Raw genomic sequence first — 26,936 nt, 5'->3', positions numbered from 1 at the left:
GGCGTCGCGGATGGGGATAGGCTGGGGGCCGACAGCGTGCGGGCAGGTCCGGATCGGGCGAGCCCGCGCGCCCCGGCAATACACCGCGGCATGAACTGCCGCAACGACGAAAGGTCATCCGGTGGCTGTTCACGACCAGGATCCGTACTCGCAGGGGCCGCAGGACAGCGACCCCGAAGAGACCAGCGAGTGGCAGCAGTCCCTCGACGAGCTGATCGCCGCCAAGGGCCCGCAGCGGGCCCGCGAGATCATGCTCAGCCTCCTGAGCCGCTCGAAGGAGCAGCGGCTGGGCGTTCCGATGGTTCCGACGACGGACTACGTCAACACGATCTCGGCCTCCGACGAGCCCGATTTCCCCGGTGACGAGGACCTCGAGCGCCGCTACCGCAAGTGGCTGCGCTGGAACGCCGCCGTCATGGTGCACCGCGCCCAGCGGCCGGGCATCGGCGTCGGCGGCCACCTGTCGACCTACGCGTCGGCGGCGTCGCTGTACGAGGTCGGCCACAACCACTTCTTCCGCGGCCAGGACAACGCCAACGGCGGCGACCAGATCTTCTACCAGGGCCACGCCTCCCCCGGCATGTACAGCCGCGCGTTCCTCGAGGGCCGCCTCACGGAGCAGCAGCTCGACGGCTTCCGCCAGGAGAAGTCGGCCGCGCCCCACGGCATCCCGTCGTACCCGCACCCGCGCATGCTGCCGGAGTTCTGGCAGTTCCCGACCGTGTCGATGGGTCTCGGCCCCATCAACGCGATCTACCAGGCGATGACGAACAAGTACCTCGCCAACCGGGGCATCAAGGACGTCTCCGACTCGCACGTCTGGGCGTTCCTCGGCGACGGCGAGATGGACGAGGTCGAGTCGCGCGGCCAGCTGCAGGTCGCGGCGAACGAGCACCTCGACAACCTGACGTTCGTGATCAACTGCAACCTGCAGCGCCTCGACGGCCCCGTGCGCGGAAACGGCAAGATCGTGCAGGAGCTGGAGAGCTTCTTCCGCGGCGCCGGCTGGAACGTCATCAAGCTCATCTGGGGCCGCGGCTGGGACGACCTGTTCGCCCGCGACACCACGGGCGCCCTGCTGAACCTGATGAACACGACGCCCGACGGCGACTTCCAGACGTACAAGGCCGAGGACGGCCGCTACGTGCGCGAGAACTTCTTCGGCCGCGACCCGCGCGCGCTCGAACTCGTCAAGGACTACTCCGACGACGACATCTGGGCGCTGCAGCGCGGCGGCCACGACTACCGCAAGGTGTACGCGGCGTACAAAGCGGCCGTCGAGCACAAGGGCCAGCCGACCGTCATCCTGGCGAAGACGGTCAAGGGCTACGGCCTCGGCCCGCACTTCGAGGGCCGCAACGCGACCCACCAGATGAAGAAGATGACGCTGGACGACCTCAAGCTCTTCCGCGACACGATGGACATCCCCGTCACGGACGCGCAGCTCGAGGCCGACCCGTACGCCCCGCCGTACTACCACCCCGGCGAGGGCGACGAGACGATCAAGTACATGGTCGACCGCCGTCAGCAGCTGGGCGGCTTCCTCCCCGAGCGCCGCGTCACGAACGTGCCGCTGAACCTCCCGGAGGAGAAGGCGTACGCCATGCCCAAGAAGGGCTCGGGCAACCAGGAGGTCGCCACGACGATGGCGTTCGTCCGGATGCTCAAGGACATCATGCGCACGAAGGGCTTCGGCGAGCGGATCGTCCCGGTGATCCCGGACGAGGCGCGCACCTTCGGCATGGACTCCTACTTCCCGTCCGCGAAGATCTACAACCCGAACGGGCAGAACTACACCTCGGTCGACCGCGAGCTGCTCCTGGCCTACAAGGAGAGCCCCCAGGGCCAGATGATCCACGTCGGCATCAACGAGGCCGGCGCGACGGCCGCGTTCACCGCCGCCGGTACGTCGTACTCGACACACGGCGAGACGCTCATCCCGGTCTACATCTTCTACTCGATGTTCGGCTTCCAGCGCACGGGCGACGCCTTCTGGGCCGCGGGCGACCAGATGGCGAAGGGCTTCGTCATCGGCGCGACCGCCGGTCGCACGACGCTCACGGGCGAGGGCACCCAGCACATGGACGGCCACTCGCCGCTGCTCGCGTCGACGAACCCCGCCGTGCTCTCCTACGACCCCGCGTACGGCTACGAGGTCGCGCACATCGTGCAGTCGGGCATCGAGCGGATGTACGGCGGCAGCCACCCCGACCCCGACGTCATGTACTACATGACGGTGTACAACGAGCCGATGCGCCAGCCCGCCGAGCCGGAGGGCGTCGACGTCGAGGGCATCGTCAAGGGCATCCACCGCGTCGCCACCGGCTCCGGCCAGGGCGAGAGCGTGCAGCTCCTCGCCTCCGGCGTCGGCGTGCCCTGGGCGCTCGAGGCGCAGCAGCTGCTCGCCGACGATTGGGGCGTGTCCGCTGACGTCTGGTCGGTCACGAGCTGGAACGAGCTCCGCCGCGACGGCCTCGACGCCGAGGAGCACAACCTCCTGCACCCGGACGAGGACCCGCGCGAGGCCTACGTCACGAGCAAGCTGAAGCACGCGGAGGGCCAGCCGTTCGTCGCCACGAGCGACTACATGCACGCCGTGCAGGACCAGATCCGGCAGTGGGTCCCCGGGCCCTACGGCACGCTCGGCGCCGACGGCTTCGGCTTCAGCGACACCCGCCAGGCCGCTCGCCGCTTCTTCACGATCGACGGCCCGTCTATGGTCGTGAAGGCGCTGCAGATGCTCGCCGAGCAGGGCAAGGTCGACCGCGCGGTGGTCGCCCAGGCGATCGAGAAGTACCGCCTGCACGACGTCAACGCCGGCACGTCCGGCAACGCCGGCGGGGATGCCTGACAGGCCCGCCCGCAGCGGCGGGGTCGTCGGAATGGACAAGGAGGCCACGCTCGCGTGGCTCCGGCGCATCTCCGGCGACCTCGCCACCGCGACCACGAAGCGCCTCGAAGAGGAGCTGCCGTGGTTCAACGAGATGCCGGCTTCGCGCCGCTCGGCCGTGGGGCTCGTGGCGCAGGCGGGCATCTCGTCCTTCATCCAGTGGTTCGACGACCCGACATCGACGCCGTCCGTCGCGGCGGACATCTTCGCGGCGGCCCCTCGCGAGCTGCTGCGCAGCGTCAGCCTGCAGCAGACGCTGCAGCTCGTGCGGCTGACGGTCGAGGTCGTCGAGGAGCGGGTGGCGTCGAAGAGCGAGCAGCTCCGCGACGCGATCCTGCTCTACTCGCGCGAGGTCGCGTTCACGGCGGCGGACGTCTATGCCCGCGCCGCCGAATCGCGCGGGCTGTGGGATGCACGGCTCGAGGCGCTCGTCGTCGACTCGATCCTCACGGGCGAGACGGACGAGGAGCTTCCGAGCCGGATCGCGGCCCTCGGCTGGCACGGCCACGGCGAGTCATGCGTGCTCGTCGGGACGACGCCGCGCGCGTTCGACGTCGACTACGTGCGCCGCACGGCGCGCAAGCTCGGCGTGGACGTGCTCATCGGCGTGCAGGGCTCCCGCCTCGTGCTCGTGCTGGGCCGCGCGCATCCGGGGCCGAAGAACGAGGACACCGGCGAGATCTCGTTCGCCCAGATCGCGCTGGGGCTCGAGCCGTACTTCGGCGAGGGCCACCTCGTCCTCGGCCCGACCGTCGATGCGCTCGTCGACGCGAGCCTGAGCGCGAGGGCCGCGCTGGCGGGCTTCGCCGTCGCCCGTGCGTGGCGGGGCGCACCGCGGCCCGTCGAGGCGGACGACCTCCTCCCCGAGCGCGCGCTCGCGGGCGACCCCCTCGCCAAGCGCACCCTCGTCGAGCGCGTCTATCAGCCGCTGGCCGACCACTCGACCGACCTGGTCACGACGCTGTGGGCCTACCTCGACAACGGGCGCTCGCTCGAGGCGACGGCGCGCGAGCTGTTCGTGCACCCGAACACCGTGCGCTACCGGCTGAAGAAGGTCGGCGACGTCATCGGATGGGACGCGCAGGGGGCCCGCGAGGCGCTCATCCTGCAGACGTCCCTCATCCTGGGCTCCATGAGCACGACCGACGCGTTTTCGCGCCGCCGCCCCAACCGGCAGGGGCATGGCCGCGCGCGCTGACGGCATATGCCGCACGCGGAACCGCGATTCGTGGGGCTCGCACAACGCGAATCCGGATCATTGTGCGAGAGCCTCCACACGGCTCGGCGATTCGCTTGGCAGACTTGACGGGTGATTGTTGTCGCATGCCCTGGACAGGGCTCCCAGACCCCCGGCTTCCTCTCCCCGTGGCTCGAACTGGACGGCGCGCGCGAGACGATCGCGGCGTTCAGTGACGCCGCGGGCGTCGACCTCGTCGCGGCCGGCACCGAGTGGGATGCCGACCGCATCCGCGATACGAAGGTCGCCCAGCCGCTCATCGTCGCGGCGAGCCTTCTGTCGTGGAACGCGCTGACGGCCGGTGGGCACGCCCCTGACGGCGTCGCGGGCCACTCGGTCGGCGAGCTCGCGGCGCTCGGAGCCGCCGGGGTCATCAGCCAGTCCGACGCCGTGCGCGTCGTGGGCGTGCGCGGCCGCGCGATGGCCGAGGCCGCCGCGCAGGCGGACACCGGGATGAGCGCCGTCGTCGGCGGCGTCGAGGAGCAGGTGCTGCAAGCGATCGCCGAGCACGACCTGGAGCCGGCGAACTTCAACGGCGGCGGACAGGTCGTCGCGGCCGGGGCGAAGGATGCGCTCGCGGCCCTCGCGGAAGCGGCCCCGCGCGGCACGCGGGTGATCCCGCTGCAGGTCGCCGGCGCGTTCCACACGCGCTACATGGCGCAGGCGAAGGACGCACTCCAGGCCGCCGTCGACGACGTCGCCGATGTCTCGGACCCCGCCATCCGGCTGTGGACCAACAGCGACGGCAAGCCCGTCGGCACCGGCGCTCGAGCGCTTGAACTGATCGTCCACCAGATCTCGAACCCGGTCCGCTGGGACCTCACGATGGCCGATTTCGCCGAGCGCGGCGTCACCGGCCTCATCGAGATGGCGCCGGCGGGCGCACTCGTCGGCCTCGCCAAGCGCGGCCTGCGGGGCGTGCCGAGCGTCGCCGTCAAGACACCGGACGACCTCGCGGCAGCGCGCGAGCTCCTCGCCGCCTGAGCAGAAAGACTTCCATGACCGTCACCCTCACAGAAGCGGCCGGCGCCGCCCATTCGCGCATCTACGCCCTGGGCGCGGCCCGTGGCCAGAACGCCGTGCCGAACGCCGACATCATCGAGCCGATCAACTCGTCGGACGAGTGGATCCAGAAGCGCACGGGTGTGATCACTCGCGTCCGTGCAGACAAAGACACCTCGGCGATCGACCTCGCAGCCGTTGCGGCCGCGCAGGCGCTCGAGCGCTCCGGCGTCGCCCCGTCCGATGTCGACGCCGTCATCGTCGCCACGATCAGCAACCCCAAGCAGACGCCGTCGGTGTCGGCGATCGTGGCCGACCGCATCGGCGCGAACCCCGCGGCTGCGTACGACATGAACGCCGCCTGCGCGGGGTACTGCTACGGGATCGCCCAGGCCGATGCGCTCATCCGGACCGGCGCCGCGAAGTACGTCGTCGTGATCGGTGCCGAGAAGCTCAGCGACATCATCGATCCCACGGATCGCAGCATCTCGTTCCTCCTCGGCGACGGCGCCGGCGCCGCCGTGCTCGGCCCGAGTGACACTCCCGGCGTCTCCAAGACGCAGTGGGGCTCTGACGGTTCGAAGGCCGACCTCGTCGGCATGAACGCGACGCTCACGCAGTTCCGCGACGGCGAGGCCGAGTGGCCGACGCTGCGCCAGGAGGGCCCGAGCGTGTTCCGCTGGGCCGTGTGGGACATGGTCAAGGTCGCGCAGAAGACGCTCGACGAGGCGGGCGTTCGGCCCGAGGACCTCGCGGCGTTCATCCCGCACCAGGCGAACATGCGCATCGTGAGCGAGTTCGCCAAGCAGCTCGGTCTGCCCGACACCGTTGCGATCGCCGACGACATCACGACGACGGGCAACACGTCCGCGGCATCCGTGCCGCTCGCGGCGCATCGCCTGCTCGAGGAGCACCCCGAGATCAGCGGCGGCCTCGCCCTGCAGATCGGCTTCGGCGCCGGCCTCGTTTTCGCGGCCCAGGTCGTCGTGCTGCCGTGATCGCGCTCGTTTGCTCATAGACTTGACGCGGTTCTGAGACCCGAACAATCCCCCGATAAGGAGAAAACCCATGGCATTCACGAACGATGAGGTCCTCGCAGGCCTCGCCGAGCTGATCACCGACGAGACCGGCATCGACGCTTCGGAGGTGGCGCTCGAGAAGTCGTTCACCGACGACCTCGACATCGACTCGATCTCGATGATGACGATCGTCGTCAACGCGGAGGAGAAGTTCGGCGTGACCATCCCGGACGACGAGGTCAAGAACCTCAAGACCGTGAAGGACGCGGTCGACTTCATCACGAACAACCAGTGAGCGGACGCGGTGCCGTGCCCGCGGGCGCGGCACCGCGACATCGCCCGCTCTCACGGGGCGGGGCTCACCCGAGCATGAAGCAAGCCCGGATCAAGGAACCAACATGACCAAGCGCATCGTCGTCACAGGCATCGGAGCGACGTCCGCCCTCGGCGGCACGGCGGAGGAGAACTGGAAGAACCTCCTCGAGGGCGTCTCCGGAACCCGCACCCTGACCCACGAGTGGATCGAGCAGTACCAGATCCCCGTCACCTTCGCGGCCGAGGCATCGGTCCGGCCGTCCGAGGTCCTGCCGCGGCACGAGGCCAAGCGCCTCGACCCGTCGACGCAGTTCGCCCTGATCGCCGCCCGCGAGGCCTGGGCCGATGCCGGCAGCCCCGAGGTCGCCCCCGAGCGCCTCGGCATCGACTGGGCGACGGGCATCGGCGGCGTGTGGACCCTGCTCGACGCGTGGGATACGCTCCGCGAGAAGGGCCCGCGGCGGGTGATGCCGCTCACGGTCCCGATGCTCATGCCGAACGCCGGGGCGGGGAATCTCTCGCTCCAATTCGGGGCGAAGGCCTTCGCCCGCACCGTCGTCAGCGCGTGCGCCTCGAGCACCGAGTCGATCGGGAACGCCTACGAGCACCTGCAGGCGGGGCTCGCCGATGTCGTGATCGCCGGCGGCGCCGAATCGGCCATCCACCCGATCACCATGGCGTCGTTCGCCTCCGCCCAGGCCCTCTCGCGCCGCAACGACTCCCCCGAGACCGCTTCGCGACCGGGCGCGATCGACCGCGACGGCTTCGTCATGGGCGAGGGCGGCGCGGCGCTCGTCCTGGAGACCGAGGAGCACGCGAAGGCCCGCGGCGCGAAGATCTACGCAACGCTCGTCGGCTCGGGCGTCACGGCCGACTCCTACCACATCACGGGCAACGACCCCGAGGGCGCGGGCGCCGCCCGCGCCGTCGAGCTCGCGCTGAAGCAGGCGGGGGCCTCCCCCGACGACGTCACGCACGTCAACGCGCACGCGACGTCGACGCCCGTCGGCGACCCCAACGAGTACGTCGCGCTCAAGAACGTCTTCGGCGATCGGATCGACGAGATCCCGGTGTCGGCGACCAAGGCGTCGACCGGCCACCTCCTCGGCGGCACGGGTGCGCTCGAGGCCGTGTACACCGTCCTCGCCCTGAAGAACCGCGTCGCTCCCCCGACGATCAACATGACGGAGCCCGACCCCGCAGTCCCGTTCAAGCTCTCGGGCGAGCCGCAGCCGCTGGGCGACGGCCCGCAGCTGGCGATCAGCAACTCGTTCGGCTTCGGCGGGCACAACGCGGTAGCGGCCTTCGCGAGCTACGACGACTGACGCGTTCGCCAGACGCTTTGCGGCCGCCCGGGATCCTTCACCGGGCGGCCGCAGTCTTCGTGTCCGCGGCCTCGCGGCCGCCGCAGGTCATCCGGGTCAGCCGACCTTGTGCAACCACACGACCTGCTGGTGGTCGCCGGCGTGGCGGAAGGCCTCGAGCTCGTCGTCCCAGGACGTGCCGAGGGCGACGTCGAGCTCGCGCTGCAGCTCGAAGGCGTCGCCGGCGGCGACCTCCATGGCGTAGCGGACGCGGTCCTCGGGGATCACGATGTTCCCCGACGCGTCCATCTGGGCGTAGTGGATGCCGAGGTCGGGCGTGTGCATCCATCGACCGCCGTCGCTGCGCGGCGTCGGATCCTCCGTGACCTCGAAGCGCAGGTGCTCCCAGCCTCGGATCGCGGTCGCCAGCGCGGCGCCCGTGCCAGCCGGGCCCTCCCACGAGTACTCCGTGCGGCGCGCGCCGGGCATGACCGGCTGCTCCGCCCAGTCGAAGCTGACGGCACGGCCGAGCGAACGGCCGACCGCCCACTCGAGGTGCGGGCAGAGCGCTTTCGGCGCGGAGTGCACATAGATCACTCCGCGCGCGTGTGGTGTCGCCATGATCTCTCCGTTTTCGTCTGGTCCTGCGTCAGGTGCGTCTTCCCCTACGACCTGTCGTGGACCCGACCGGAAGATCCGGCTGGTGTATTCGGTTGCGTCTCGATTATCACACCCCCGCCGCCGAAATGACAAGCGGGTAGTTACACGGGTGTCTGAACATCCGGTGACGTGACCTCGAGTGGGGCCGGTGGGACTTGAACCCACGGATCGTCGAGTTATGAGCTCGCTGCCTTGACCATCTTGGCTACGGCCCCGCGTCGCCCAGCCTATCGCGGAGGGGGCTGCCGCTCGTCCTTCGGCGGGTTCCGCCTGTCGAGGAGGTCGTCGGGGTCTCGCAGCGCCCGCAGGTCGTCGAGCGGCGTCGTCGGAGGGTTCCTGTGCTCGCGCCCGCGGCCGACCTCGTCCGGTTCGTCGCGGATCACGGCCGAATCCTGTTCGAAGGCCTCGCGCGACTCGCGAGGGCGGCCGGCGTCGGTCGCCGCCCTGTCGACGCCCGCGTTGCTGCCGCGGGCGATGTCCACCTGCTGGGACTCGCTGATCACCTGCGGGTGGTGGCGGGCGAGCAGGATCACGCCGACCGTCGCGACGGCGCCCGTGACGATGAAGACGACGATCGCCCAGGGCGGCGCCTCCGAGGCCTCGCCGAGCACGAGCGCGCCGATGAGCACGGCGACGATCGGGTCGATCACCGTGAGCCCCGCGATGACGAGGTCGGGCGGGCCCGAGGAGTACGCGGACTGTACGAAGTACGCGCCGACGACGGCGGCCGCGATGAGCGCGATGCCGCACGCGATCGTGACCCACCCGAAGTCGTCGTTCTGGATGCGCAGGATGATGATCTTGGCGAGCGTCGCGACGAAGCCGTACAGGATGCCGGCGACAGCGATGTAGAACAGGGCGGGGAGCTTCCGGCGCAGCAGCAGCCACGACGTCGCGATCACGATGGCGACGACGACCATGATCGTCATCACGATCAGCAGATCCGTGTCGGTGACCGGGCGCTCGGTCGCGTAGAGCGCTGCGACGATCACGAACAGGAAGATGCCGCCGATGCAGAGCCCGATCGCGGTCATGGACCGCTTCGTCGGCATGTGGCCTGTGACCTGGGCGTTGAGCAGCGTCGTGATCACCAAGGAGACGGCGCCGAGCGGCTGCACCACGATGAGCGGCGCGACGGCCAGCGCGCTGAGCTGGCAGACGATCGCGAGCCCGAGCAGGAGGGTGCCGACGATCCATGACGGGCGCCGCAGCAGATGGAGGAGATGCGTCAGCCCGAGGCCGTGCCGACCCGTCGCGCCCGACGTGCGCTCCGCCTTGCGCACGCCGCGGCTCTGGTACTGGGCACCCAACGACATGAAGACCGCGCCCGCGAGGGCGAGCGGGATCCCGAGCAGGAGCCCCGGATTCTGGAGGAACCCGACGAACTGCTCGCTCACATCGACCTCGCTGAGCCCTATCACGGTATCCGAGCCTAGCCCCGGCGGGTCACAATCCGCCGCGACTAGGCTGGGGAGCATGGCAGTTCTTCCCATCCGCATCTGGGGCGATCCCGTCCTGCATGCGCCGGCCGACCCCGTCGGCGAGATCACGGACGACGTGCGCACCCTCGTCGCCGACATGTACGAGACGATGGACGCGGCACCCGGTGTCGGCCTCGCGGCGCCCCAGGTCGGCGTCAGTCTGCGGATCTACGTCTACTCCTACGAGGACGACGACGGTCAGCCGTGGCGCGGCGAGATCATCAATCCCGAGCTGCTGATGACGCCGCCCGAGCCGGGGCACCCGGATGAGGACGCCGAGAGCGAGGGCTGCCTGTCGTTCCCCGGCGAGCGGTTCCCGCTGCGCCGGGCGGACCGCGCCGTGGTGACGGGCATCGACCTGTCGGGCGAGCCCGTCCGGATCGACGTGGACGGCTGGCGCGCGCGGATCATGCAGCACGAGTTCGACCACCTCGACGGCATCATCTACGTCGACCGCGTCTCGGACGGCGACTGGAAGACGGCGCAGAAGATCTCGAAGAAGCGCGGCTGGGGGCGGCCCGGGCAGTCCTGGCTCCCCGGGGTCGACGACCTCGAGGGCTGACCCCGCACAGGAGAACTCCCTCCGCAGAGCCTGCGGAGGGAGTTCGTCGCGTCAATCGCGAAAGTTACTGCTTGCCGAGGAAGTCGTCAGCCGCGTTCTTCGCGGCCTCGATGTTGTCGGCGAAGTTGTTTCCTGTGACCTTGTTCGCGAGGCCTTCGGCCCCGTCCAGTACCTGGTCGCTGATCTCCTCCCCCTTGTCGGAAGCGAGAGCATCTTTCGCGCTGGCAGCGAGATCTTCGATCCCCATAAGCGCTCCTTCCCCTGAGGAGTCCGGCTCCCCGGCCGGCTGAGGCCAGTCTCACCCACGGCGGGGCGGTTGTCCAGAGCCGAGGGGGAATTCGTGCGCGGTGCGCGGCCCCGAACACGCAGAAGGCCCTCACCGGTGCGGTGAGGGCCTGTGGCTCCCCCGGTTGGATTCGAACCAACAACCTATCGGTTAACAGCCGATTGCTCTGCCGTTGAGCTACAGGGGAATGTGTTCCGCTCTCGCGGCAACCCGTACAGCTTAGCAAACATTGCGGGGTGGAATCGACTCGGGCGCACGCCCGGGCGCGTCACGTGAGCGACAGCGAGCCGTCCTCCTGAGCGCCCGGCGTCCACTGCACGTCCTCGCTCGAACCGATCGCGACGACGTGTCCGCCGCGCAGCTGCATCCGGTCGGCCTTCAGCTCGCGGGCGAGGTACGGGTCGTTGCTGACGATGAGCGAGGCCATGTCCCACTCGGCGCGCCGCCGGACGATGGCGTCGAACACCGTGTGGCGCACCTCGAGGTCGAGGTTCGCGAGCGGCTCGTCGGCGACCAGCAGCTGCGGGTCGAGCACGAGCGCGCGGGCGATCGCCACGCGCTGGCGCATGCCGGCGCTCAATTCGTAAGGGAACTTGTCGACGGCGCCGAGCTGCAGCTGCACCTCGTCGAGGAGCGCGGCGATGCGCAGGTCGAGTGCGCGGCCGGTCGCGTTGCGATCGCGCGACAGGATCGGTTCGGCGATGATCTCGGCGACGTTGAGCCGCGGTGGGAGGTTCGCGCCGGCGCTCTGCGGGAGGTAGCCGACGCGGTACGTGAGCACACGGTGCGCCCTGCCCGGCTTGCGCACGTTCACGCCGCACACCGTCGCCTCTCCCCCCGCGACCTCGCGGGTCTCGTCGCGCTCGCCCGCGAGCACCGAGACGAGGCTCGACTTCCCGGAACCGGTCGGCCCGCTGATGCACATGGTGCCGCCCCAGGCCAGCTCGAACGAGACGCCGTCCGCCGCGCGGATCTTCTGGCCGCTGCCCGAGCGGGCGACGCTCAGGTCGCTGCACGTGATCGCGACGTCCGGGTGGTCTTCGATGCGCATCCCCCCATCCTGCCTTACGAATCGGTAACGGAGGTCACCCGCTGCGAGGCAGCGGTCAGTCGTCGGCCGTGAGCCTGGCCCGCTCGGCGTCGAGATCGCGCAGCTGCATCCGGAGCGTGCGGCCCTCGTCGGAGTCTGCGGGGACGCGCTGGATCGCGCCGAGGAGCTGATTCTTCTGCTCGGCCAGGGCGCCCAGGATGAGCTGGCGGGCGAGGTCGTTGATCGATGCGACCGCGTGCTCCTCGTCGCGCGCGGGGAAATCGCGGGCCAGCAGCTCACCCGCGAGGGTCGCGTACGCCCCTGGCGCGCTCTCGACGACGGCGAGCGCCCATCCGGGCTTCGTCCGGTCGGTCGCCTCGAGCGCCCGCCGCACGCCCTCCAGCGCCGGGTGGTGGAACGGCACGGCGATGGCCCTGGCGAACAGGGAGGGCTCGACGCGGTGGCCGTACTGCAGGAACCCCGTCAGCGCGTCGCGCTCGCGCGCGTTCTGCGGCGTCCGCGGCAGCGTCGCGAGCGTGACGGCCGGAGCCGCGACGGGCGCTTCGGTCTCCGGCTGGTGCGTGCGGCGCTGCTCCTGCTTCGGCGCGCGCGAGGCATGCTCGACCTCCCGATGCACGTCGGAGGGGTCCATGCCGAGCCGCAGCGCGAGGACGCGCTCGTACCCGGGGCGCAGGAGGCGGTCCCTGATCTCGGCGACGATCGGCGCCGCCGAGCGCAGCGCACCGACCCTGCCCTCGACGGTGGCGAGGTCGAAGCCGGAGATGCGCCGATCGATCATGAATTCGAACATGGGCTTCTTGTGCTCGACGAGCCCCATCACGGCCGCATCTCCTCGTTGCAGCCGCAGGTCGCACGGGTCCAGCCCGTCGGGCGCCACGGCGACGAAGGACTGGGCGTTGAAGCGCTTCTCCTCGGCGAAGGCGCGGACGGCCGCCTTCTGGCCCGCCTCGTCCGGGTCGAAGGTGAAGATCACTTCGCCGTTGGCCGAGTCGTCGCCCATCACGCGCCGGAGCACCGTGACGTGCTCGGAGCCGAACGCCGTGCCGCACGTCGCGATCGCGGTCGTGATGCCCGCGAGGTGGCAGGCCATCACGTCGGTGTACCCCTCGACGACGACGACGCGTTTGGGGTCGCCGCGGGAGATGTCGCGCTTGGCCAGGTCGAGGCCGTACAGCACCTGGTTCTTCTTGTAGACGGGCGTCTCGGGCGTGTTGAGGTACTTCGGCCCCTTGTCGTCGTCGTACAGCCGGCGCGCGCCGAAGCCGATGGTCTGGCCGGTGACGTCCCGGATGGGCCAGACGACGCGGCCGCGGAAGCGGTCGTAGACGCCGCCGCGCTGATTCTGCGACACGACGCCGGCCGTGATCATCTCCTCGCGCGTGAACCCCTGCTTCTCGAGGGCGTGCAGCATGTGGTCCCACCCCTTCGGGGCGTAGCCGACGCCGAAGTGCGCCGCCGCCGCCGGGTCGAAGCCGCGGCCGCCGAGGAAGCGGCGGGCCGCGTCGGCCTCCGGCGCGCCGAGCTGCGAGCGGAAGTACTGCTCGGCGGCCTTGTTCACGGCGAGGAGTCGGGCGCGGCCGCTCTGCTCGGGGCCGGGCCCGCCGCCCTCCTCGTAGTGCAGCGGGAAGCCGATGCGCCCGGCGAGCCGCTCGACCGCCTCCGTGAACGACATGTGGTCCATCTCGCGCAGGAAGCTGTAGACGTCCCCCGACTCGCCGCAGCCGAAGCAGTGGTAGTAGCCGTGCTGGGGGCGCACGTGGAAGCTGGGCGACTTCTCGTCGTGGAACGGGCACAGCCCCTTCATCGACCCGATGCCCGCCGGCTTCAGCGCGACGCGCTCGCCGATCACGTCGGCGATGTTGGTGCGGGCCTTGACCTCTTCGACATCCGCCTGCCTGATCCTCGGCACGCTACACCCCCGCCAGTTCTGTGGGGCGCGGGGCCCAGATGCCGACCTCCTCGGGGTCGATGTGGCCCACGAGGCGGTTGTGCCACGCGAGCGCCGTCTGGTCCGTCAGGCTCGCCACCTGGTCCACGACGACGCGCTGGCGCTCCGCGTCGGTCCGCGCCTCGGCGAAATCGGCGGCGAACTCCGGATCGAGCCGGTCGGCGCCGGAGGAGAAGAGCGTGTCCGTCGACAGCAGGGTGTTCGCGAGGCGCTCGAGCACGCGGCGCTGTTCGTGGTAGATGCCGCGCCTCGTGTCCGTTCCGGCGATCGTGGCGCCCATGATGCCCTTGAGCACGGCGATCTCGACCTCCACATCCCGAGGTACGACCACGTGCGCGCCGTAGCGGGCGAGGCGCTCGGTGCCGTACGCCTCGTGGGTGGCGCGGACGCACTCGGTCGCGAATCGACCGATCAGGTCGCTCGTGAGGTTCTTGAGCCGGCCGATGTCGGCGCGCGACCGGTCGAAGGAGCGCGGCCACATCGGCTGCCGGGACAGGCGGTACAGGCCATCGGCCAGCTCCTCGCGCGAGAAGTCATAGCCGACCCACTGCTGGATGCGGCCGATCAGCGGGTGGTGCTCGACGGGGTCGTTGATGAGGCGCAGATCGAGGTACCCGTTCAGCAGGGCGTCCTCGACGTCGTGCACCGAGTACGCGATGTCGTCGGAGAGGTCCATGACCTCCGCCTCGATGCACCGGGTGCGGTACGGGGCGTCGTCCCGCATCCACGCGAAGACGTCCTCGTCCTCCGGGTAGACGCCGAACTTGAGGCGCCCACCGGGGTCGGGCACCGGGTCCTCGACGGTCCACGGGTACTTGCACACGGCGTCGAGCGTCGCGCGGGTGAGGTTGAGGCCGTGCGAGCGGCCGCCGCCCCACACCTTCGCCTCGAGCCGCGTCAGGATGCGCAGGCTCTGCGCGTTCCCCTCGAAGCCGCCGATCCCGGCCGCCCAGGAGTTCAGCGCCCGCTCGCCATTGTGCCCGAAAGGCGGGTGGCCCAGGTCGTGCGCGAGGCACGCCGTGTCGACCACGTCGGCGGCGAGCCCGAGCGCGTGCCCGATCTCGCGACCGACCTGCGCGACCTCGAGGGAGTGCGTCAGCCGGTTGCGGGCGAAGTCGGCGGGGCTCGCGGGGCTCAGGACCTGCGTCTTGGCGGCCAGGCGCCTCAGGCCCGCGGAGTGCAGGACCCGGGCGCGGTCCCTGGCGAAGCTGTCGCGCCGCGAGCGGTGGTGCTCCGTGTGGAAGCGCTCCTCGTCCGCCTCGGTGTACCCGGCAGGCCGACTGCTCCGCTCATCCGCCACTGGTGTCCAGCTCCGCTTCCTGAAGTTCGCTGGTCGCGTCCGCGCCCATCTCACGCGAGTCTAGCCAGCCCTCGGGGAGCACGGGGCGCTTCGGGTGGCCCGCGCGCCCCCGCTGGCCCTCGGCGGCTTCGCCGGGGTACGGCGCGTCGAGGTCGAGCTGCCCGATGAGGTCGTCGATGTGGGCGTAGGACGTCACCTGCGAGAACTGGCCGCGCAGGTCGCCGCCGATCGGGTACCCCTTGAAGTACCACGACGCGTGCTTGCGCACGTCGCGGCAGCCGTGCTCCTCGCTCTCGAAGAATTCGCCGAGCAGCTCCGCGTGGCGCTTGAACGCCCGCGCGACGAAGCCGAGAGTCGCGTCGACGGAGACGCCGTCGCCGCCGAACGCCGACGCGAGGTCGCCGAAGAGCCACGGGCGCCCGAGGCAGCCGCGCCCGACGACGACGCCGTCGCACCCGGTCTCCTCGACCATCCGCACGGCGTCGTCGGCGCTCCAGATATCGCCGTTGCCGAGGACGGGGATGCTTGTGACGGCCTGCTTCAGCTCGGCGATCGCGCCCCAGTCCGCGTGCCCGGAGTAATGCTGGTTGGCGGTGCGGCCGTGCAGAGCGACGGCCTTCGCCCCGACCTCCTCCGCGATACGGCCGGCGTCGAGGAACGTGAGGTGGTCGTCGTCGATGCCCTTGCGCATCTTCACGGTGACGGGCAGATCGCCCGCGCCCTCGACGGCCGCCGAGACGATGTCGCGGAACAGGTCGAGCTTCCACGGCAGTGCCGCTCCCCCGCCCTTGCGGGTCACCTTCGGCACGGGGCAGCCGAAGTTCAGGTCGATGTGGTCGGCGTGGTCCTCGGCCGCGATGATGCGGGCGGCCTCGCCCGTGTACTTCGGGTCGACGCCGTACAGCTGGATGGAGCGGGGCGTCTCGGACTCGTGGTGCTGGATGAGGCGCATCGTGACGGGGTTGCGCTCGACCAGGGCGCGCGTCGTGATCATCTCGCTGACGTACAGCCCGGCGCCGTACTCGCGGCACAGTCGGCGGAACGCCGTGTTCGTGATGCCCGCCATGGGCGCGAGCACGACGGGGACGTCGACCGTCAGCGGGCCGATCTTCAGGGGGCCGCCCGCGGGGTTCTCCCGCCGGATCCCTGGGTGCTCGAGGATGCTGCTGCTCACCTCGCCATTCTCCCAGAATCCGGCTGGGCACCGGCCCTCAGCGGCCCCGGGCCCCGAGTCGCGGTCGTAGGCTGGACGCATGACTGACACGACCGATGTGCGCGACATCCCGTTCGAGACGGCCGACGGTCGCACGACGACGCTGAACGAGGTCGGCACCGGCCCCGTGCTCGTCGTGAACGTCGCGTCCAAGTGCGGGCTGACGCCCCAGTACGAGCAGCTCGAACAGCTGCAGCGCGACTACGGCGACAAGGGCCTGACGGTGCTCGGGTTCCCGTGCAACCAGTTCATGGGCCAGGAACCGGGGAAGATCGACGAGATCCTCGAGTACTGCTCCACGACGTGGGGCGTGTCGTTCCCGATCGCCGACAAGATCAAGGTCAACGGCAGGAACGCGCACCCCCTCTACAAGGCGCTCAAGAAGAGCGAGGACGGCGCAGGCAAGGCCGGCCGCGTCGCCTGGAACTTCGAGAAGTTCCTCGTCGGCGACGACGGCTCGGTCACGCGCTTCCGCCCGCCGACGAAGCCCGACGACCCCGCGGTCGTCTCCGCGATCCGGGGCGCGCTCAAGGCATAGCGCGTCCCTCAGGCGACGCCGGGCCTGTCGACCGCACCGCCGAAACGGCGGTCGCGGGAGTGGAAGATCCGGATGGCCTCCCACAGGTCCGCGCGCGAGAAATCGGGCCACAGGGTGTCGAGGAACACCATCTCGGCGTAGGCGGCCTGCCAGAGCAGGAAGTTCGATGTGCGCTGCTCGCCGCTCGAGCGCACGAAGAGGTCGACGTCGGGCATGTCCGGCTGGTACATGTGCCGCAGCAGGGACTTCTCCGTGACGCCCGACGGCTTCATCCGGCCCGCCTTCACGTCGTCGGCGATCGCCCGCACGGCGTCGACGATCTCGTTGCGCCCGCCGTAGTTGACGCACATCGTGAGCGTGAGCACGTCGTTGGCCTTCGTGAGCTCCTCGGCGAACCGCAGCTCCTTGATCACGCTGCGCCACAGGCGCGGCTCGCGCCCCGCCCAGCGCACGCGCACGCCCCACTCGTTCAGCTGGTCTCGGCGCCGGTGCAGCACGTCGCGGTTGAAGCCCATCAGGAACCGCACCTCGTCGGGCGAACGGCGCCAGTTCTCGGTCGAGAACGCGTAGACCGAGAGGTGCTTCACGCCCGCCTGGATCGCCCCGGCGACGACGTCGAGCAGCACCTCCTCCCCCGCCTTGTGCCCCTCGATCCGGCTGAGCCCTCGCTGGTTCGCCCAGCGGCCGTTGCCGTCCATCACGACGGCGATGTGGTTCGGCACGGGGCCTGTGAACTCCGGCGGTGCCGCGCCCGTCCAGTCGATCGGACGGTAGGCCACGGCGTCGGCGTGCGTGTACGGCTTCATCGGTGGCTGCCTCCTGCGGTCTGGCCGAGGGCCCTCAGGCCCCTCTCGAGGTGATGCTGCACGTAGGCGTTCGCGAGCCCGGATGCTGCGTGCAGCTCACGCTCCGGCGCCGCGTCGACGTCTTCCCAGCGCCCGCCGAGCAGTGCGCCGAGCAGGTCGAGCGTCGTCGGCGACACGTTCGGCGTGCCCGGCGGCGCGCAGTTCGGGCAGACGCTGCCGCCGAGCTGCACCGCGAAGCCGCGGTGCGGGCCCTCTTGGCCGCAGCGGGCGCACGCATCGAGGGCCGGCGACCAGCCGGCCAGTGCCATGGCGCGCAGCAGGTAGGAGGTCCGGATGGCCTCCGGCCCGTGCTCGCCCCGCGAGAGAGAGCGAAGGGCGCCGACGAGGAGGAAGTACTGCTGCGAGCTCGGCTCCGCCTCGGAGATGCGGTCGGCGGCCTCCGCCATGGCGCTGGCCGCCGTATAGCTGTCGTAGTCGGCCGCGATCGCGGCGCCGTAGGATCCGAGGGTCTCCGCCTGCTGCACGATGTCGAGGCTGCGGCCGGCGTAGAGCTGCGCGTCGACGACCATGAACGGCTCGAGGCGCGCCCCGAACTTGGACGACGTGCGCCGCACGCCCTTGGCGACGGCGCGCACCTTTCCGTGCTGGCGGGTCAGCAGCGAGACGATCCGGTCGGCCTCGCCCAGCTTGTGGGTGCGCAGCACGACCGCTTCGTCTCGGTAGGTGGCCACGCCCTCAGCCTAGTTCGTCCGGTCGCCGATCCGCCCGGGCGTGCGGCACGGCACGCGCGGGCGGATCGAACAACCGTCAGGCCGAGACCAGTTGCGACTCGCGTGCCCGGATGGTGCGGTTCAGCGCTGAGACGATCGCCTTCAGCGACGCCATCGAGATGTCGCCGTCGATGCCGACGCCCCACAGGCGCTGGTCGTCGATCTGCAGGTCGACGTACGAGGCCGCCTTCGCGTCGCCCGACGCCGACATGGCGTGCTCGACATAGTCGTACAGCGTCACCTCGTGACCCGTCGCGCGGACCGCCTCGAGGAACGCGGCAATCGGGCCGTTGCCCTTCGCCGTGATCGAGCGGGTCTCGTCGCCGTCGCGCATCGTCACGTCGAGCGTGACGTCCTGGCCGTCGCTGCGCGTGTCGGTCGACAGGATCTCGAAGCGGCCCCAGCGCTCGTCGGCGGTGTCGGCCGGCAGGTACTCGTCCTGGAAGATGCGCCAGATCTGGTCGCTCGAGACCTCGCCGCCCTCGCTGTCGGTGCGGCTCTGCACGACCCCGGAGAACTCGATCTGCAGCTTCCGCGGCAGGTCGAGGTTCCTGTCGGTCTTCAGCAGGTAGGCGACGCCGCCCTTGCCCGACTGCGAGTTGACCCGGATGACCGCCTCGTACGAGCGCCCCAGGTCCTTCGGGTCGACGGGCAGGTACGGTACGCCCCACTGGGTGTCCTCGACCGTCGTTCCCGCCTCGGCCGCTCGCGCCTCCATGGCCTCGAAGCCCTTCTTGATGGCGTCCTGGTGCGAGCCGCTGAAGGCGGTGAAGACGAGGTCGCCGGCCCACGGGCTGCGCTCGTGCACCTTGAGCTGGTTGCAGTACTCGGCCGTGCTCTTGACGCGGTCGATGTCGCTGAAATCGATCTGTGGGTCGATCCCCTGCGTGAACAGGTTGATGCCCAGCGCCACCAGGTCGACGTTGCCCGTGCGCTCGCCGTTGCCGAACAGGCATCCCTCGATGCGGTCGGCGCCGGCCATGTAGCCCAGCTCGGCGGCCGCGATGCCCGTGCCGCGGTCGTTGTGCGGGTGCAGCGACAGGATGACGTTCTCCCGGTTGGCGAGGTGCCGGTTCATCCACTCGATCGAGTCGGCGTAGACGTTCGGCGTCGCCATCTCGACCGTCGCGGGCAGGTTCAGGATGATCTTGCGCTCGGGCGTCGGCACCAGCACCGTCATCACCTGGTTGCAGATCTCGGCGGCGAACTCGAGCTCCGTGCCCGTGTACGACTCGGGCGAGTACTCGTAGTAGACGGTCGTCTCAGGGATCGTCGCCTCGTACTTCTTGCACAGCCGGGCGCCGTTCATCGCGATGTCGATGATGCCCTGCTGGTCCGTGCGGAACACGACCTCGCGCTGGAGGGCGCTCGTCGAGTTGTACAGGTGCACGATGGCCTGCTTCGCGCCGGCGATCGACTCGTAGGTGCGGGCGATCAGGTGCTCGCGCGCCTGCGTCAGGACCTGGATCGTGACGTCATCCGGGATCGCGCCCTCGTCGATCAGGCTGCGGACGAAGTCGAAGTCGGTCTGGCTCGCCGAGGGGAAACCGACCTCGATCTCCTTGTAGCCCATCTCGACCAGGAGGTCGAACATGACGCGCTTGCGGTGCGGGTCCATCGGGTCGATGAGCGCCTGGTTGCCGTCCCGCAGGTCGACGGCGCACCAGCGGGGCGCCTTCTCGATCCGCTTCGCGGGCCAGGTGCGGTCGGGCAGGTCGACCGTGATCTGCTCGTGGAAGGGCACGTACTTGTGCACCGGCATAGCCGAGGGCTTCTGATTGTTCTGCATCGTCTTCTTCTTTCGCGGCGGGGATGTTTCGGGCCCGCAGGAGACTCCGCGACGAGAAGGCCCTAGATCGAGGTCTCGTCGCGGCTGCGAAGGAGGAGAAGGCCGCGGAAGCTCACCGGACCAGCGTAGCACTCAATCTGCACGGCCGGCGATGCCCCGGGCGTTCCCCCGCTGCGCACATTGCGCATCAGAAGCCCAGGCGGCCCAGCTGCTTCGGGTCGCGCTGCCACTCCTTGGCGACGCGCACGTGCAGGGCGAGGTAGACCCTGGTGCCCAGCAGCGGTTCGAGCTCGGCACGGGCCCTGGCGCCGACGTCGCGCAGCCGCGACCCCTTGTGCCCGATGATGATCGCCTTCTGGCTGTCGCGCTCCACGACGATGTTCGCGTAGACGTCGGTCAGGCCGTCGCGGCCCTCGCGGGCCGCGATGTCGTCGACCGTCACGGCGATCGAGTGCGGGAGCTCGTCGCGCACGCCGTCGAGCGCGGCCTCGCGGATGATCTCGGCGACGCGGTCCTCGGTCGACTCGTCGGTGACGACGTCGTCGGGGTACAGGGCGGGGCCCTCCGGCATCAGCGCGAGCACCTCGTCGGCGAGCACCTCGAGCTGTTCGCCCGACACCGAGGAGAGCGGGATGACCGCCGCCCAGTCCTCGCGCAGCGAGTCGACCTCCATCAGGCGCTGCATGATCTCGTCCCGATCGGAGCGGTCGGTCTTCGTCACGAGGGCGATCTTCTTCGCGTGCGGGTAGTCGCTGAGCGACTCGGCGATGCGGCGGTCGCCGGGGCCCACCTTCTCGTCGGCCGGCGCGCAGAACGCGATCACGTCGACGTCGCCGAGCACCTGCTCGACGAGGTCGTTCAGGCGCTGACCGAGCAGGGTGCGCGGGCGGTGCACGCCGGGGGTGTCGACGACGACGAGCTGGCCGCCCGGCCGGTTGATGATGCCCCGGATGGCTCGCCGCGTCGTCTGCGGCTTGTCGCTCGTGATCGCGACCTTCTCGCCGACGAGCGCGTTCATCAGCGTGGACTTGCCGACGTTCGGCCGCCCGACGAAGGTGACGAATCCGCTGCGGGTCTTCTCGTCGCTCATCAGTGCTCTCTTCCGTTGCGGTCGCCTCGGCGCTGCGACCTGTCGTCGTCGGTGATCGGGGTCTCCCCCGTGCGCGGGTGGCGCGATCGGACCTCCTGGAGCGCCCTGAGGCCCTCGCCGCGCTCGACGAAGACCGTCGCGAGCCCCCGCCCGCGGCCGCGGGAGGTGCCGCCCGTGATGATCAGGCCGTGCGACTCGACCGACTCGCCGGGCCGCGGCACGTGCCCGAGCGCCTTGCCCAGCAGGCCGCCGATCGAGTCGACGTCCTCGTCCTCGAGCTCGTAGTCGAACAGGTCTCCGACCTCGTCGAGGCCGAGGCGCGCCGCCACGCGGTAGCTGCCCTCCGCGAGCTCGACGATCTCGTTCGACGGCGCGTCGTACTCGTCGGCGATCTCGCCGACGAGCTCCTCGATGAGGTCCTCGAGCGTGACGATGCCCGCGACGCCGCCGTACTCGTCGACGACGAGGCAGACGTGCACGGCGTCGCGCTTCATCTGCTGCAGCAGGGTCTCGGCGCGCATCTGCTCCGGAACGAACGACGCGGGGCGGGCGAGCGCGCGGACGGCCTGGTCGTGCCAACCCGGCGTCTCGCGGAAGCCGAACTGCACCAGGTCCTTCAGGTACAGCACGCCGATGACGTCGTCGACCTCGCCGTCGATGACGGGCATCCGGGAGATCCCCGAGTCGAGGAAGAGCTGCATCGCCTCGCGCGTCGTGGCGGCGGCATCGACCGAGACGATGTCGGTGCGGGGCACCATCACGGCGCGGACGACCTGGTCGGTGAAGTCGAACACGCTGTGCACGAGGTCGCGGTCGTCGTCGTCGATGAGGTCATTGCTGGCGGCCTCGTCGACCATGCTCAGCAGCTGGTCCTCGCTGTCGAAGCCCTGACGCCCTCGTGACCGTTCGCGCCTGGCCCCGATGCGGGCGAGCAGGCCGGCGATCGGCCCGAGCACGACGCGCAGCCCGTGCACGAGGCGCGCCGTGGCGCCGATGAAGGCGTCGGAGTTCCGGCGGCCGACCGAGCGGGGGCTCGAGAACACCGCGACGAAGCTCAGTCCTACCATCAGCACCGCGGCGGCCAGCGCGGCCCACCACATGCTGTCGAAGACGAGCAGGAACGCGAGCGTGACGAACACCGCCGCGCCGGTCTCGGCGACGACCCGCACGAACGTCACGACAGTCGCATGGGCGTCGACGTCGTCGGCGATGCGGGCGAGCGAGGCCGCCCTGCGGTGCTTGGCCGCGGCCGCGAGGTCGACGATCTCGGCGCGGGATGTCACCGACAGCGCCGCATCGATCGCGCTCATCAGGCCGCCGAGCGCGACGAGTGCCGCGGCGGCGAGGAACATCAGGGTCTCGGTCACCGTAATGCCCCCGCTGCCGGGAAGGGTTCTCGGGGGCGCTTCACGAGCGTCGGCGCTCCTCCGCGCCGAAGCCGTCGATGAGCTCCTTCTGCAGGCCGAACATCTCGCGGTACTCCTCCGGCTCGGCGTGGTCGAAGCCGAGCAGATGCAGCAGGCCGTGCGTCGTGAGCAGGATGAGCTCGTCGGCCGTCGTGTGGCCGGCGGTCTGCGCCTGCGACTCGGCGACCTGCGGGCAGAGCACGATGTCGCCGAGCAGGCCGGCGGGCGTCGGCTCGTCGTCGGTGCCGGGCCGCAGCTCGTCCATCGGGAAGCTGAGGACGTCCGTCGGGCCCGGCTCGTCCATCCACTGCAGGTGGAGCTGTTCCATGGCGCCCTCGTCGACGAGCAGGATCGCGAGATCCGCGTCGGGGCTGACCCTGAGCTCCGCCAGGTTCCGCTCCGTCAGGCGCAGCAGCTGCGCCTCGTCGACCTCCATCGCCGACTCGTTGTTGATCTCGATCACGACCGGGCCCTCCCCCTGTTGTCGCGGCCGCCGCGACGGGCAGCCGATCGGCGCTCGGCGCGATTGGCGAACTCGCGGGCCTCTTCGCGCTCGTGGCGCTGCGCCGTGCGCTGCTCGTCGTACTCCGTGTAGGCGTCGACGATCTTCCCGACGAGCGAGTGGCGCACGACGTCGTCGCTCGACAGCCGGGAGAAGTGGATGTCGTCGACCCTGTCGAGGATGCGAGTGACGGTGCGCAGCCCGCTCGCTCCGCCGGGGATGTCGACCTGGGTGATGTCGCCCGTGACGACCATCTTCGTGCCGAAGCCGAGGCGCGTCAGGAACATCTTCATCTGCTCGGGCGTCGTGTTCTGCGCCTCGTCGAGCACGATGAACGAGTTGTTCAGGGTGCGGCCGCGCATGTAGGCCAGCGGGGCGACCTCGATCGTCCCGCTCGCCATGAGCTTCGGGACGATCTCCGGGTCCATCATCTCGTTCACGGCGTCGTAGAGGGGCCGCAGGTACGGATCGATCTTGTCCGTCAGCGTGCCCGGCAGGAAGCCCAGCCGCTCCCCCGCCTCGACCGCCGGTCGCGTGAGGATGATGCGCTCGACCTCTCGACGCTGCAGCGCCTGCACGGCTTTCGCCATCGCGAGGTACGTCTTGCCGGTTCCGGCGGGGCCGATGCCGAACACGATCGTGTTCTCCTCGATCGCGTCGACGTACTCCTTCTGCCCGGCGGTCTTCGGGCGGATGGTCTTGCCCCGCGACGACAGGATCGCTTCGCCGAGCACCTCGCTGGGGCGGGGCCCCGACTCGTTCGTGAGCATGCGGGCCGACCGGTCTACGTCGGGCTCAGAGAGATCGTGGCCGTTCGTCGTGAGCGAGATCAGCTCGTCGACGAGACCGCGCGCCGCGCGCACATCGGCCTCGGCGCCCGTGAGCGTGATCTCGTTGCCGCGGACGAGCACGTCGACATCCGGATGGGCCTTCTCGACCATCCGGAGCAGGCGGTCCTGGGGGCCGAGCAGCTGCACCATCGCAACGCCGTCGGCGAGGATCCGGTCGGTGACCTGGGGGGAGGATTCAGAATCCAACGAGCTTGTTCTCCTCGATGTTCGCGAGCACGTGGGCGTGGACGTGGAAGACGGACTGCGCGGCGGACGCGCCGTTGTTGAAGATGAGGCGGTACTCGCCGTTCGCCTCCTCGTCCGCGAGCCGCTTCGCGAGCGACACCATCTCGGCCAGCAGGGCGGGGTCGCCGGAGGCCAGCTCCGTGACGTCGCGGTAGGTCTCGTCCTTGGGGATGACGAGCAGGTGCACGGGTGCCTGCGGGTCGATGTCGCGGATCGCGAAGACCCGCTCCGTCTCCGCGACGATGTCGCCGGGGATCTCGCCCCGGTAGATGCGCGTGAAGATGCTCGCGTCGGTCATGAACCCAGCTTAGTGGCCCATGCCCAGGCCGCCGTCGACGGGGATGACCGCGCCCGAGATGTAGGCCGCGTCGTCGCTCGCGAGCCACGACACCACGCCGGCGACCTCCGCGGTCGTGCCGTAGCGCCCGGCCGGGATCTGCTTCTTGTACGTGTCCTGCGTCGCGTCGTCGAGCTCGGCGGTCATGTCGCTTTCGATGAACCCGGGCGCCACGACGTTCGCGGTGATCCCGCGGCCGCCGAGCTCGCGGGTGATCGAGCGCGCCATGCCGACGAGCCCCGCCTTCGACGACGAGTAGTTCGCCTGACCGGCGACGCCGTAGAGCCCGGAGACGCTCGAGATCAGGATGATGCGGCCGCGGCGCGCCCGGATCATGCTCTTGATCGCGCGCTTGACGGTGCGGAAGGCGCCGCCGAGGTTCGTTCCGACGACGGAATCGAAGTCGTCGTCGCTCATCCGCATCAGGAGCGTGTCGCGCGTGATGCCGGCGTTGGCTACGACAGTCGTGACGGGGCCCAGCTCGGCCTCGACCTGCTTCACGGCGGCGTCGAGCGACTCGCCGTCGTTCACGTCGGCGACGACCGCGAGCGTGCCGTCGGGGCCGGCGCCGCCGCGCACCGTCACCGCTACCCGGTAGCCGTCGCTGACGAGGCGCTCGGCGATCGCGCGGCCGATGCCGCGGTTTCCCCCCGTGACGAGGGCGACGCGGTCGGTGTTGTCTGCTGCGGTCACAGTGGTGCTCCCAGATCGGCTTGCACGGGCCCCGCCATTCTATGCAGTGGGGCCCGTTCTGGGCCCGCTCACTGGTTCCGGGCATACGCTGAGGGCATCGTGTCCAGGCGCAAGAAACACAGGCAGTCCGCGACGTCGCTCGACGTCGCGCCCGGCGACGACTCGCGCTCCCGCGAGCGGCGCTACCTCATCACGATGGGCATCCGCATCGCCTGCCTCATCCTGGCCGTCGCAGTGCAGCCGTACGGATGGTGGACGTTCGTCTTCGCGATCGGCGCGATCTTCCTGCCCTACATCGCCGTCGTCGGGGCCAATGCGCGCTCCGCTCAGCGGGTCGAAGGTGCCGTCGCCCCCGGAGCGGCGGAGGTCTCGGCCCCGGCTCCGCAGGCCGAGGAGCCCGCCGGCCCCGGCGTCTTCCGCATCGACGAAGCACACGGCGGCGATGACGCGGCCGGGGCGGGACGCGATCGCGACGCCGATGCGCGCACCGCGGACGGCGAACCAGGGGAACCGGACGGCCGCGAGCCAGGAGCCGCCGCGTGATCGGCCTCGACCCCGTGCGCCCGACGTGCTCGCGAGCGGGGTGCCGTGCGGCGGCCGCCTGGAGCATCCTCTGGCGAAACCCGAAGATCCACGGCGCTGACCGCCGGAAGGTCTGGTTGGCGTGCGACGAGCACGTCTCCTACCTGCGCGAGTTCCTCGCCTCCCGCACCTTCCCGCTCGAGGTCGTCGAGGGCGTCGCGGGAGGAACGTCGGAGGCCGGCACGTGAAGAACAGCTCCCCCGCCGTCCGCTGGACGGTCTACGCGCTCGTCGCCTGCCTGTTCGCGGTCGCGTGCGCGTTCCTCTCGCACTGGCAGTTCTCGCGCAACGCCGAGCGCGCCGCCGACCTGGCCCTGATCGAGAACAACTACGACGCCGACCCCGTGCCGTTCTCCGATCTCATCGGGGTGGGCGACGGCTTCTCCCCCTCCGACGAATGGCGCCCGGTCGTGATCACGGGCGAGTACGACGTCGAGGGGCAGCTGCTCGTGCGCAACCGACCGCACGGCGGCACGAGCGCCTACGAGGTGCTCGTGCCGCTCCGGATGGATGACGGACGCACCGTGATCGTCGACCGCGGCTGGATTCCCCCCGGCGAGGAGGCGGACGCCCCTGACGCCGTCCCCGCGGCGCCTGAGGGCGAGGTCACGGTCGTGGCGCGCCTGCGTCCGACGGAGCCCCTGCCGGCATCCGGCCGGGGAGCGCCCCCCGGTCAGCTGCCGACGCTGCACGTGCCGTCGGCGGCTGAGGTCGCCGGCCCCGGCGCGCTCACGGACGTCTACGCGCTGATGGTGTCCGAGGAGCCGGAGGCCGCAGGTACGCCGCACGCGCTGGAGAACCCGGAGGAGGATCCGGGGCCCTTCCTGTCGTACGCCGTGCAGTGGATCCTGTTCGCCGTCATGGGCTTCGCGTTCATCGGTTACATGATCCGCACGGAGATCCGGGCCTCCCGCGAGCAGGACGACGACCCCGACGAGCTCGACGAGACCGATGACGCACCGAGGCGCGGGCGCCGCCGGAAGCGAGCCAGGGGCGAGCGTCGTCGCGACGCCGACATGGAGGCGGAGGACGCCCTCCTCGACGCGCCGCAGCACCGCTGAGGATGCGGGGCGCGTCGCG

Annotated in this window: 27 protein-coding genes and 2 tRNA genes; 11 read left to right on the top strand and 18 right to left on the bottom strand. The window is 70.3% G+C overall.

What is annotated here, in order from left to right; translation table 11 throughout:
- Positions 1–121 precede the first annotated feature (121 nt).
- The 6 genes from aceE to C0010_RS00775 all read left to right on the top strand — a co-directional run bounded on the left by aceE (position 122) and on the right by C0010_RS00775 (position 7,788).
- Positions 122–2,851 (top strand): pyruvate dehydrogenase (acetyl-transferring), homodimeric type, encoded by a 2,730-nt coding sequence (aceE, locus tag C0010_RS00800; protein WP_105565166.1) that lies wholly within the window; start codon positions 122–124, stop codon positions 2,849–2,851.
- On the top strand, positions 2,844–4,088 hold the full coding sequence (locus C0010_RS00795) for a PucR family transcriptional regulator (protein ID WP_408631059.1): 1,245 nt from the start codon (positions 2,844–2,846) through the stop codon (positions 4,086–4,088). Before aceE ends, C0010_RS00795 begins: the two co-directional genes overlap by 8 nt.
- 111 nt (positions 4,089–4,199) lie before the next feature.
- Positions 4,200–5,111, top strand: coding sequence for an ACP S-malonyltransferase (locus C0010_RS00790; RefSeq protein WP_105565164.1), 912 nt, complete (start codon positions 4,200–4,202; stop codon positions 5,109–5,111).
- 14 nt (positions 5,112–5,125) lie between these two features.
- Complete coding sequence (locus tag C0010_RS00785; RefSeq protein ID WP_105565163.1) at positions 5,126–6,127, top strand: beta-ketoacyl-ACP synthase III; 1,002 nt, start codon at positions 5,126–5,128, stop codon at positions 6,125–6,127.
- A 70-nt stretch (positions 6,128–6,197) separates the two neighbouring features.
- Positions 6,198–6,443 (top strand): acyl carrier protein, encoded by a 246-nt coding sequence (locus C0010_RS00780; protein ID WP_105565162.1) that lies wholly within the window; start codon positions 6,198–6,200, stop codon positions 6,441–6,443.
- 103 nt (positions 6,444–6,546) lie between these two features.
- A complete protein-coding gene (locus tag C0010_RS00775) occupies positions 6,547–7,788 on the top strand; it encodes a beta-ketoacyl-[acyl-carrier-protein] synthase family protein (RefSeq protein ID WP_105565161.1) in 1,242 nt (413 codons plus the stop codon).
- Positions 7,789–7,884: 96 nt separating this feature from the next.
- Here the strand turns inward: C0010_RS00775 and C0010_RS00770 are convergent, their stop codons facing one another.
- The 3 genes from C0010_RS00770 to C0010_RS00760 all read right to left on the bottom strand — a co-directional run bounded on the left by C0010_RS00770 (position 7,885) and on the right by C0010_RS00760 (position 9,848).
- Positions 7,885–8,388: a DUF3145 domain-containing protein gene (locus C0010_RS00770; RefSeq protein ID WP_105565160.1), complete on the bottom strand. Its 504-nt coding sequence runs from the start codon at positions 8,386–8,388 to the stop codon at positions 7,885–7,887.
- A gap of 179 nt (positions 8,389–8,567) precedes the next feature.
- Positions 8,568–8,642, bottom strand: a tRNA-Ile gene (locus C0010_RS00765).
- Positions 8,643–8,654: 12 nt separating this feature from the next.
- Positions 8,655–9,848 (bottom strand): DMT family transporter, encoded by a 1,194-nt coding sequence (locus C0010_RS00760; RefSeq protein ID WP_324999145.1) that lies wholly within the window; start codon positions 9,846–9,848, stop codon positions 8,655–8,657.
- 55 nt (positions 9,849–9,903) lie between these two features.
- Here C0010_RS00760 and def point away from each other — a divergent pair, with 55 nt between their 5' ends.
- The gene (gene def / locus C0010_RS00755; RefSeq protein ID WP_105565159.1) at positions 9,904–10,470 is read left to right on the top strand and encodes a peptide deformylase; all 567 of its coding nucleotides are present in this window, start codon (positions 9,904–9,906) and stop codon (positions 10,468–10,470) included.
- Between the two features lie 64 nt (positions 10,471–10,534).
- On the opposite strand, the gene C0010_RS00750 is transcribed toward def, so the two are convergent.
- The 6 genes from C0010_RS00750 to dusB form a co-directional block, all read right to left on the bottom strand.
- Positions 10,535–10,717, bottom strand: coding sequence for an Rv0909 family putative TA system antitoxin (locus C0010_RS00750; RefSeq protein WP_105565158.1), 183 nt, complete (start codon positions 10,715–10,717; stop codon positions 10,535–10,537).
- A gap of 151 nt (positions 10,718–10,868) precedes the next feature.
- A tRNA-Asn gene (locus C0010_RS00745) sits at positions 10,869–10,943 on the bottom strand.
- A gap of 81 nt (positions 10,944–11,024) precedes the next feature.
- Positions 11,025–11,807, bottom strand: coding sequence for an ATP-binding cassette domain-containing protein (locus tag C0010_RS00740; RefSeq protein WP_105565157.1), 783 nt, complete (start codon positions 11,805–11,807; stop codon positions 11,025–11,027).
- A gap of 55 nt (positions 11,808–11,862) precedes the next feature.
- Positions 11,863–13,716, bottom strand: coding sequence for a DNA primase (gene dnaG / locus C0010_RS00735; RefSeq protein WP_105565156.1), 1,854 nt, complete (start codon positions 13,714–13,716; stop codon positions 11,863–11,865).
- Between the two features lies 1 nt (position 13,717).
- The gene (locus tag C0010_RS00730) at positions 13,718–15,055 is read right to left on the bottom strand and encodes a deoxyguanosinetriphosphate triphosphohydrolase (protein ID WP_105565155.1); all 1,338 of its coding nucleotides are present in this window, start codon (positions 15,053–15,055) and stop codon (positions 13,718–13,720) included.
- Complete coding sequence (gene dusB / locus C0010_RS00725; protein WP_408631058.1) at positions 15,045–16,229, bottom strand: tRNA dihydrouridine synthase DusB; 1,185 nt, start codon at positions 16,227–16,229, stop codon at positions 15,045–15,047. The genes C0010_RS00730 and dusB overlap by 11 nt, the downstream gene beginning before the upstream one ends.
- Positions 16,230–16,308: 79 nt before the next feature.
- Here dusB and C0010_RS00720 point away from each other — a divergent pair, with 79 nt between their 5' ends.
- Positions 16,309–16,806 (top strand): glutathione peroxidase, encoded by a 498-nt coding sequence (locus tag C0010_RS00720; RefSeq protein ID WP_105565153.1) that lies wholly within the window; start codon positions 16,309–16,311, stop codon positions 16,804–16,806.
- A gap of 8 nt (positions 16,807–16,814) precedes the next feature.
- Here the strand turns inward: C0010_RS00720 and C0010_RS00715 are convergent, their stop codons facing one another.
- The 9 genes from C0010_RS00715 to fabG all read right to left on the bottom strand — a co-directional run bounded on the left by C0010_RS00715 (position 16,815) and on the right by fabG (position 25,275).
- Positions 16,815–17,612: an isoprenyl transferase gene (locus C0010_RS00715; RefSeq protein WP_105565152.1), complete on the bottom strand. Its 798-nt coding sequence runs from the start codon at positions 17,610–17,612 to the stop codon at positions 16,815–16,817.
- Entirely contained in the window at positions 17,609–18,343 is a 735-nt protein-coding gene (recO, locus tag C0010_RS00710; RefSeq protein WP_105565151.1) for a DNA repair protein RecO, read from the bottom strand. The genes C0010_RS00715 and recO overlap by 4 nt, the downstream gene beginning before the upstream one ends.
- Before the next feature lie 76 nt (positions 18,344–18,419).
- Positions 18,420–20,171 carry a 2-isopropylmalate synthase gene (gene leuA / locus C0010_RS00705; RefSeq protein WP_105565150.1) on the bottom strand — a complete coding sequence of 584 codons (1,752 nt, stop codon included), beginning with the start codon at positions 20,169–20,171 and terminating at the stop codon, positions 18,420–18,422.
- A 187-nt stretch (positions 20,172–20,358) separates the two neighbouring features.
- Complete coding sequence (era, locus tag C0010_RS00700; RefSeq protein ID WP_105565149.1) at positions 20,359–21,261, bottom strand: GTPase Era; 903 nt, start codon at positions 21,259–21,261, stop codon at positions 20,359–20,361.
- Entirely contained in the window at positions 21,261–22,628 is a 1,368-nt protein-coding gene (locus C0010_RS00695) for a hemolysin family protein (protein ID WP_105565148.1), read from the bottom strand. The genes era and C0010_RS00695 overlap by 1 nt, the downstream gene beginning before the upstream one ends.
- 40 nt (positions 22,629–22,668) lie before the next feature.
- The gene (gene ybeY / locus C0010_RS00690; protein ID WP_232531688.1) at positions 22,669–23,103 is read right to left on the bottom strand and encodes an rRNA maturation RNase YbeY; all 435 of its coding nucleotides are present in this window, start codon (positions 23,101–23,103) and stop codon (positions 22,669–22,671) included.
- Between the two features lie 23 nt (positions 23,104–23,126).
- Positions 23,127–24,149, bottom strand: coding sequence for a PhoH family protein (locus C0010_RS00685; protein WP_105565146.1), 1,023 nt, complete (start codon positions 24,147–24,149; stop codon positions 23,127–23,129).
- A 46-nt stretch (positions 24,150–24,195) separates the two neighbouring features.
- Positions 24,196–24,543 carry an HIT domain-containing protein gene (locus tag C0010_RS00680; protein WP_105565145.1) on the bottom strand — a complete coding sequence of 116 codons (348 nt, stop codon included), beginning with the start codon at positions 24,541–24,543 and terminating at the stop codon, positions 24,196–24,198.
- Between the two features lie 9 nt (positions 24,544–24,552).
- Positions 24,553–25,275 carry a 3-oxoacyl-ACP reductase FabG gene (gene fabG / locus C0010_RS00675; protein ID WP_105565144.1) on the bottom strand — a complete coding sequence of 241 codons (723 nt, stop codon included), beginning with the start codon at positions 25,273–25,275 and terminating at the stop codon, positions 24,553–24,555.
- 99 nt (positions 25,276–25,374) lie between these two features.
- On the opposite strand from fabG, the gene C0010_RS00670 reads away from it, so the two are divergent.
- The 3 genes from C0010_RS00670 to C0010_RS00660 are packed head-to-tail and all read left to right on the top strand — an operon-like array spanning position 25,375 to position 26,917.
- Positions 25,375–25,818 (top strand): DUF3099 domain-containing protein, encoded by a 444-nt coding sequence (locus C0010_RS00670; RefSeq protein ID WP_105565143.1) that lies wholly within the window; start codon positions 25,375–25,377, stop codon positions 25,816–25,818.
- Entirely contained in the window at positions 25,815–26,045 is a 231-nt protein-coding gene (locus C0010_RS00665) for a hypothetical protein (RefSeq protein WP_105565142.1), read from the top strand. The genes C0010_RS00670 and C0010_RS00665 overlap by 4 nt, the downstream gene beginning before the upstream one ends.
- Positions 26,042–26,917, top strand: coding sequence for an SURF1 family cytochrome oxidase biogenesis protein (locus C0010_RS00660; protein ID WP_105565141.1), 876 nt, complete (start codon positions 26,042–26,044; stop codon positions 26,915–26,917). Before C0010_RS00665 ends, C0010_RS00660 begins: the two co-directional genes overlap by 4 nt.
- Positions 26,918–26,936 lie beyond the last annotated feature (19 nt).

This window comes from Microbacterium halophytorum, from assembly GCF_002970975.1.
In the GTDB taxonomy this organism is placed as follows: domain Bacteria; phylum Actinomycetota; class Actinomycetes; order Actinomycetales; family Microbacteriaceae; genus Microbacterium; species Microbacterium halophytorum.
This window is presented reverse-complemented; position numbering and strand designations above follow the sequence as displayed.

Coding starts and splice junctions, on each gene's coding strand:
- C0010_RS00795 (WP_408631059.1), top strand. CDS start 2,844: ATGCCTGACAGGCCCGCCCGCAGCGGCGGGGTCGTCGGAATGGACAAG.
- C0010_RS00785 (WP_105565163.1), top strand. CDS start 5,126: ATGACCGTCACCCTCACAGAAGCGGCCGGCGCCGCCCATTCGCGCATC.
- C0010_RS00780 (WP_105565162.1), top strand. CDS start 6,198: ATGGCATTCACGAACGATGAGGTCCTCGCAGGCCTCGCCGAGCTGATC.
- C0010_RS00775 (WP_105565161.1), top strand. CDS start 6,547: ATGACCAAGCGCATCGTCGTCACAGGCATCGGAGCGACGTCCGCCCTC.
- C0010_RS00770 (WP_105565160.1), bottom strand. CDS start 8,388: ATGGCGACACCACACGCGCGCGGAGTGATCTATGTGCACTCCGCGCCG.
- def (WP_105565159.1), top strand. CDS start 9,904: ATGGCAGTTCTTCCCATCCGCATCTGGGGCGATCCCGTCCTGCATGCG.
- C0010_RS00750 (WP_105565158.1), bottom strand. CDS start 10,717: ATGGGGATCGAAGATCTCGCTGCCAGCGCGAAAGATGCTCTCGCTTCC.
- C0010_RS00740 (WP_105565157.1), bottom strand. CDS start 11,807: ATGCGCATCGAAGACCACCCGGACGTCGCGATCACGTGCAGCGACCTG.
- C0010_RS00720 (WP_105565153.1), top strand. CDS start 16,309: ATGACTGACACGACCGATGTGCGCGACATCCCGTTCGAGACGGCCGAC.
- C0010_RS00715 (WP_105565152.1), bottom strand. CDS start 17,612: ATGAAGCCGTACACGCACGCCGACGCCGTGGCCTACCGTCCGATCGAC.
- leuA (WP_105565150.1), bottom strand. CDS start 20,171: ATGCAGAACAATCAGAAGCCCTCGGCTATGCCGGTGCACAAGTACGTG.
- era (WP_105565149.1), bottom strand. CDS start 21,261: ATGAGCGACGAGAAGACCCGCAGCGGATTCGTCACCTTCGTCGGGCGG.
- ybeY (WP_232531688.1), bottom strand. CDS start 23,103: ATGGAGGTCGACGAGGCGCAGCTGCTGCGCCTGACGGAGCGGAACCTG.
- C0010_RS00685 (WP_105565146.1), bottom strand. CDS start 24,149: ATGGTGCAGCTGCTCGGCCCCCAGGACCGCCTGCTCCGGATGGTCGAG.
- C0010_RS00680 (WP_105565145.1), bottom strand. CDS start 24,543: ATGACCGACGCGAGCATCTTCACGCGCATCTACCGGGGCGAGATCCCC.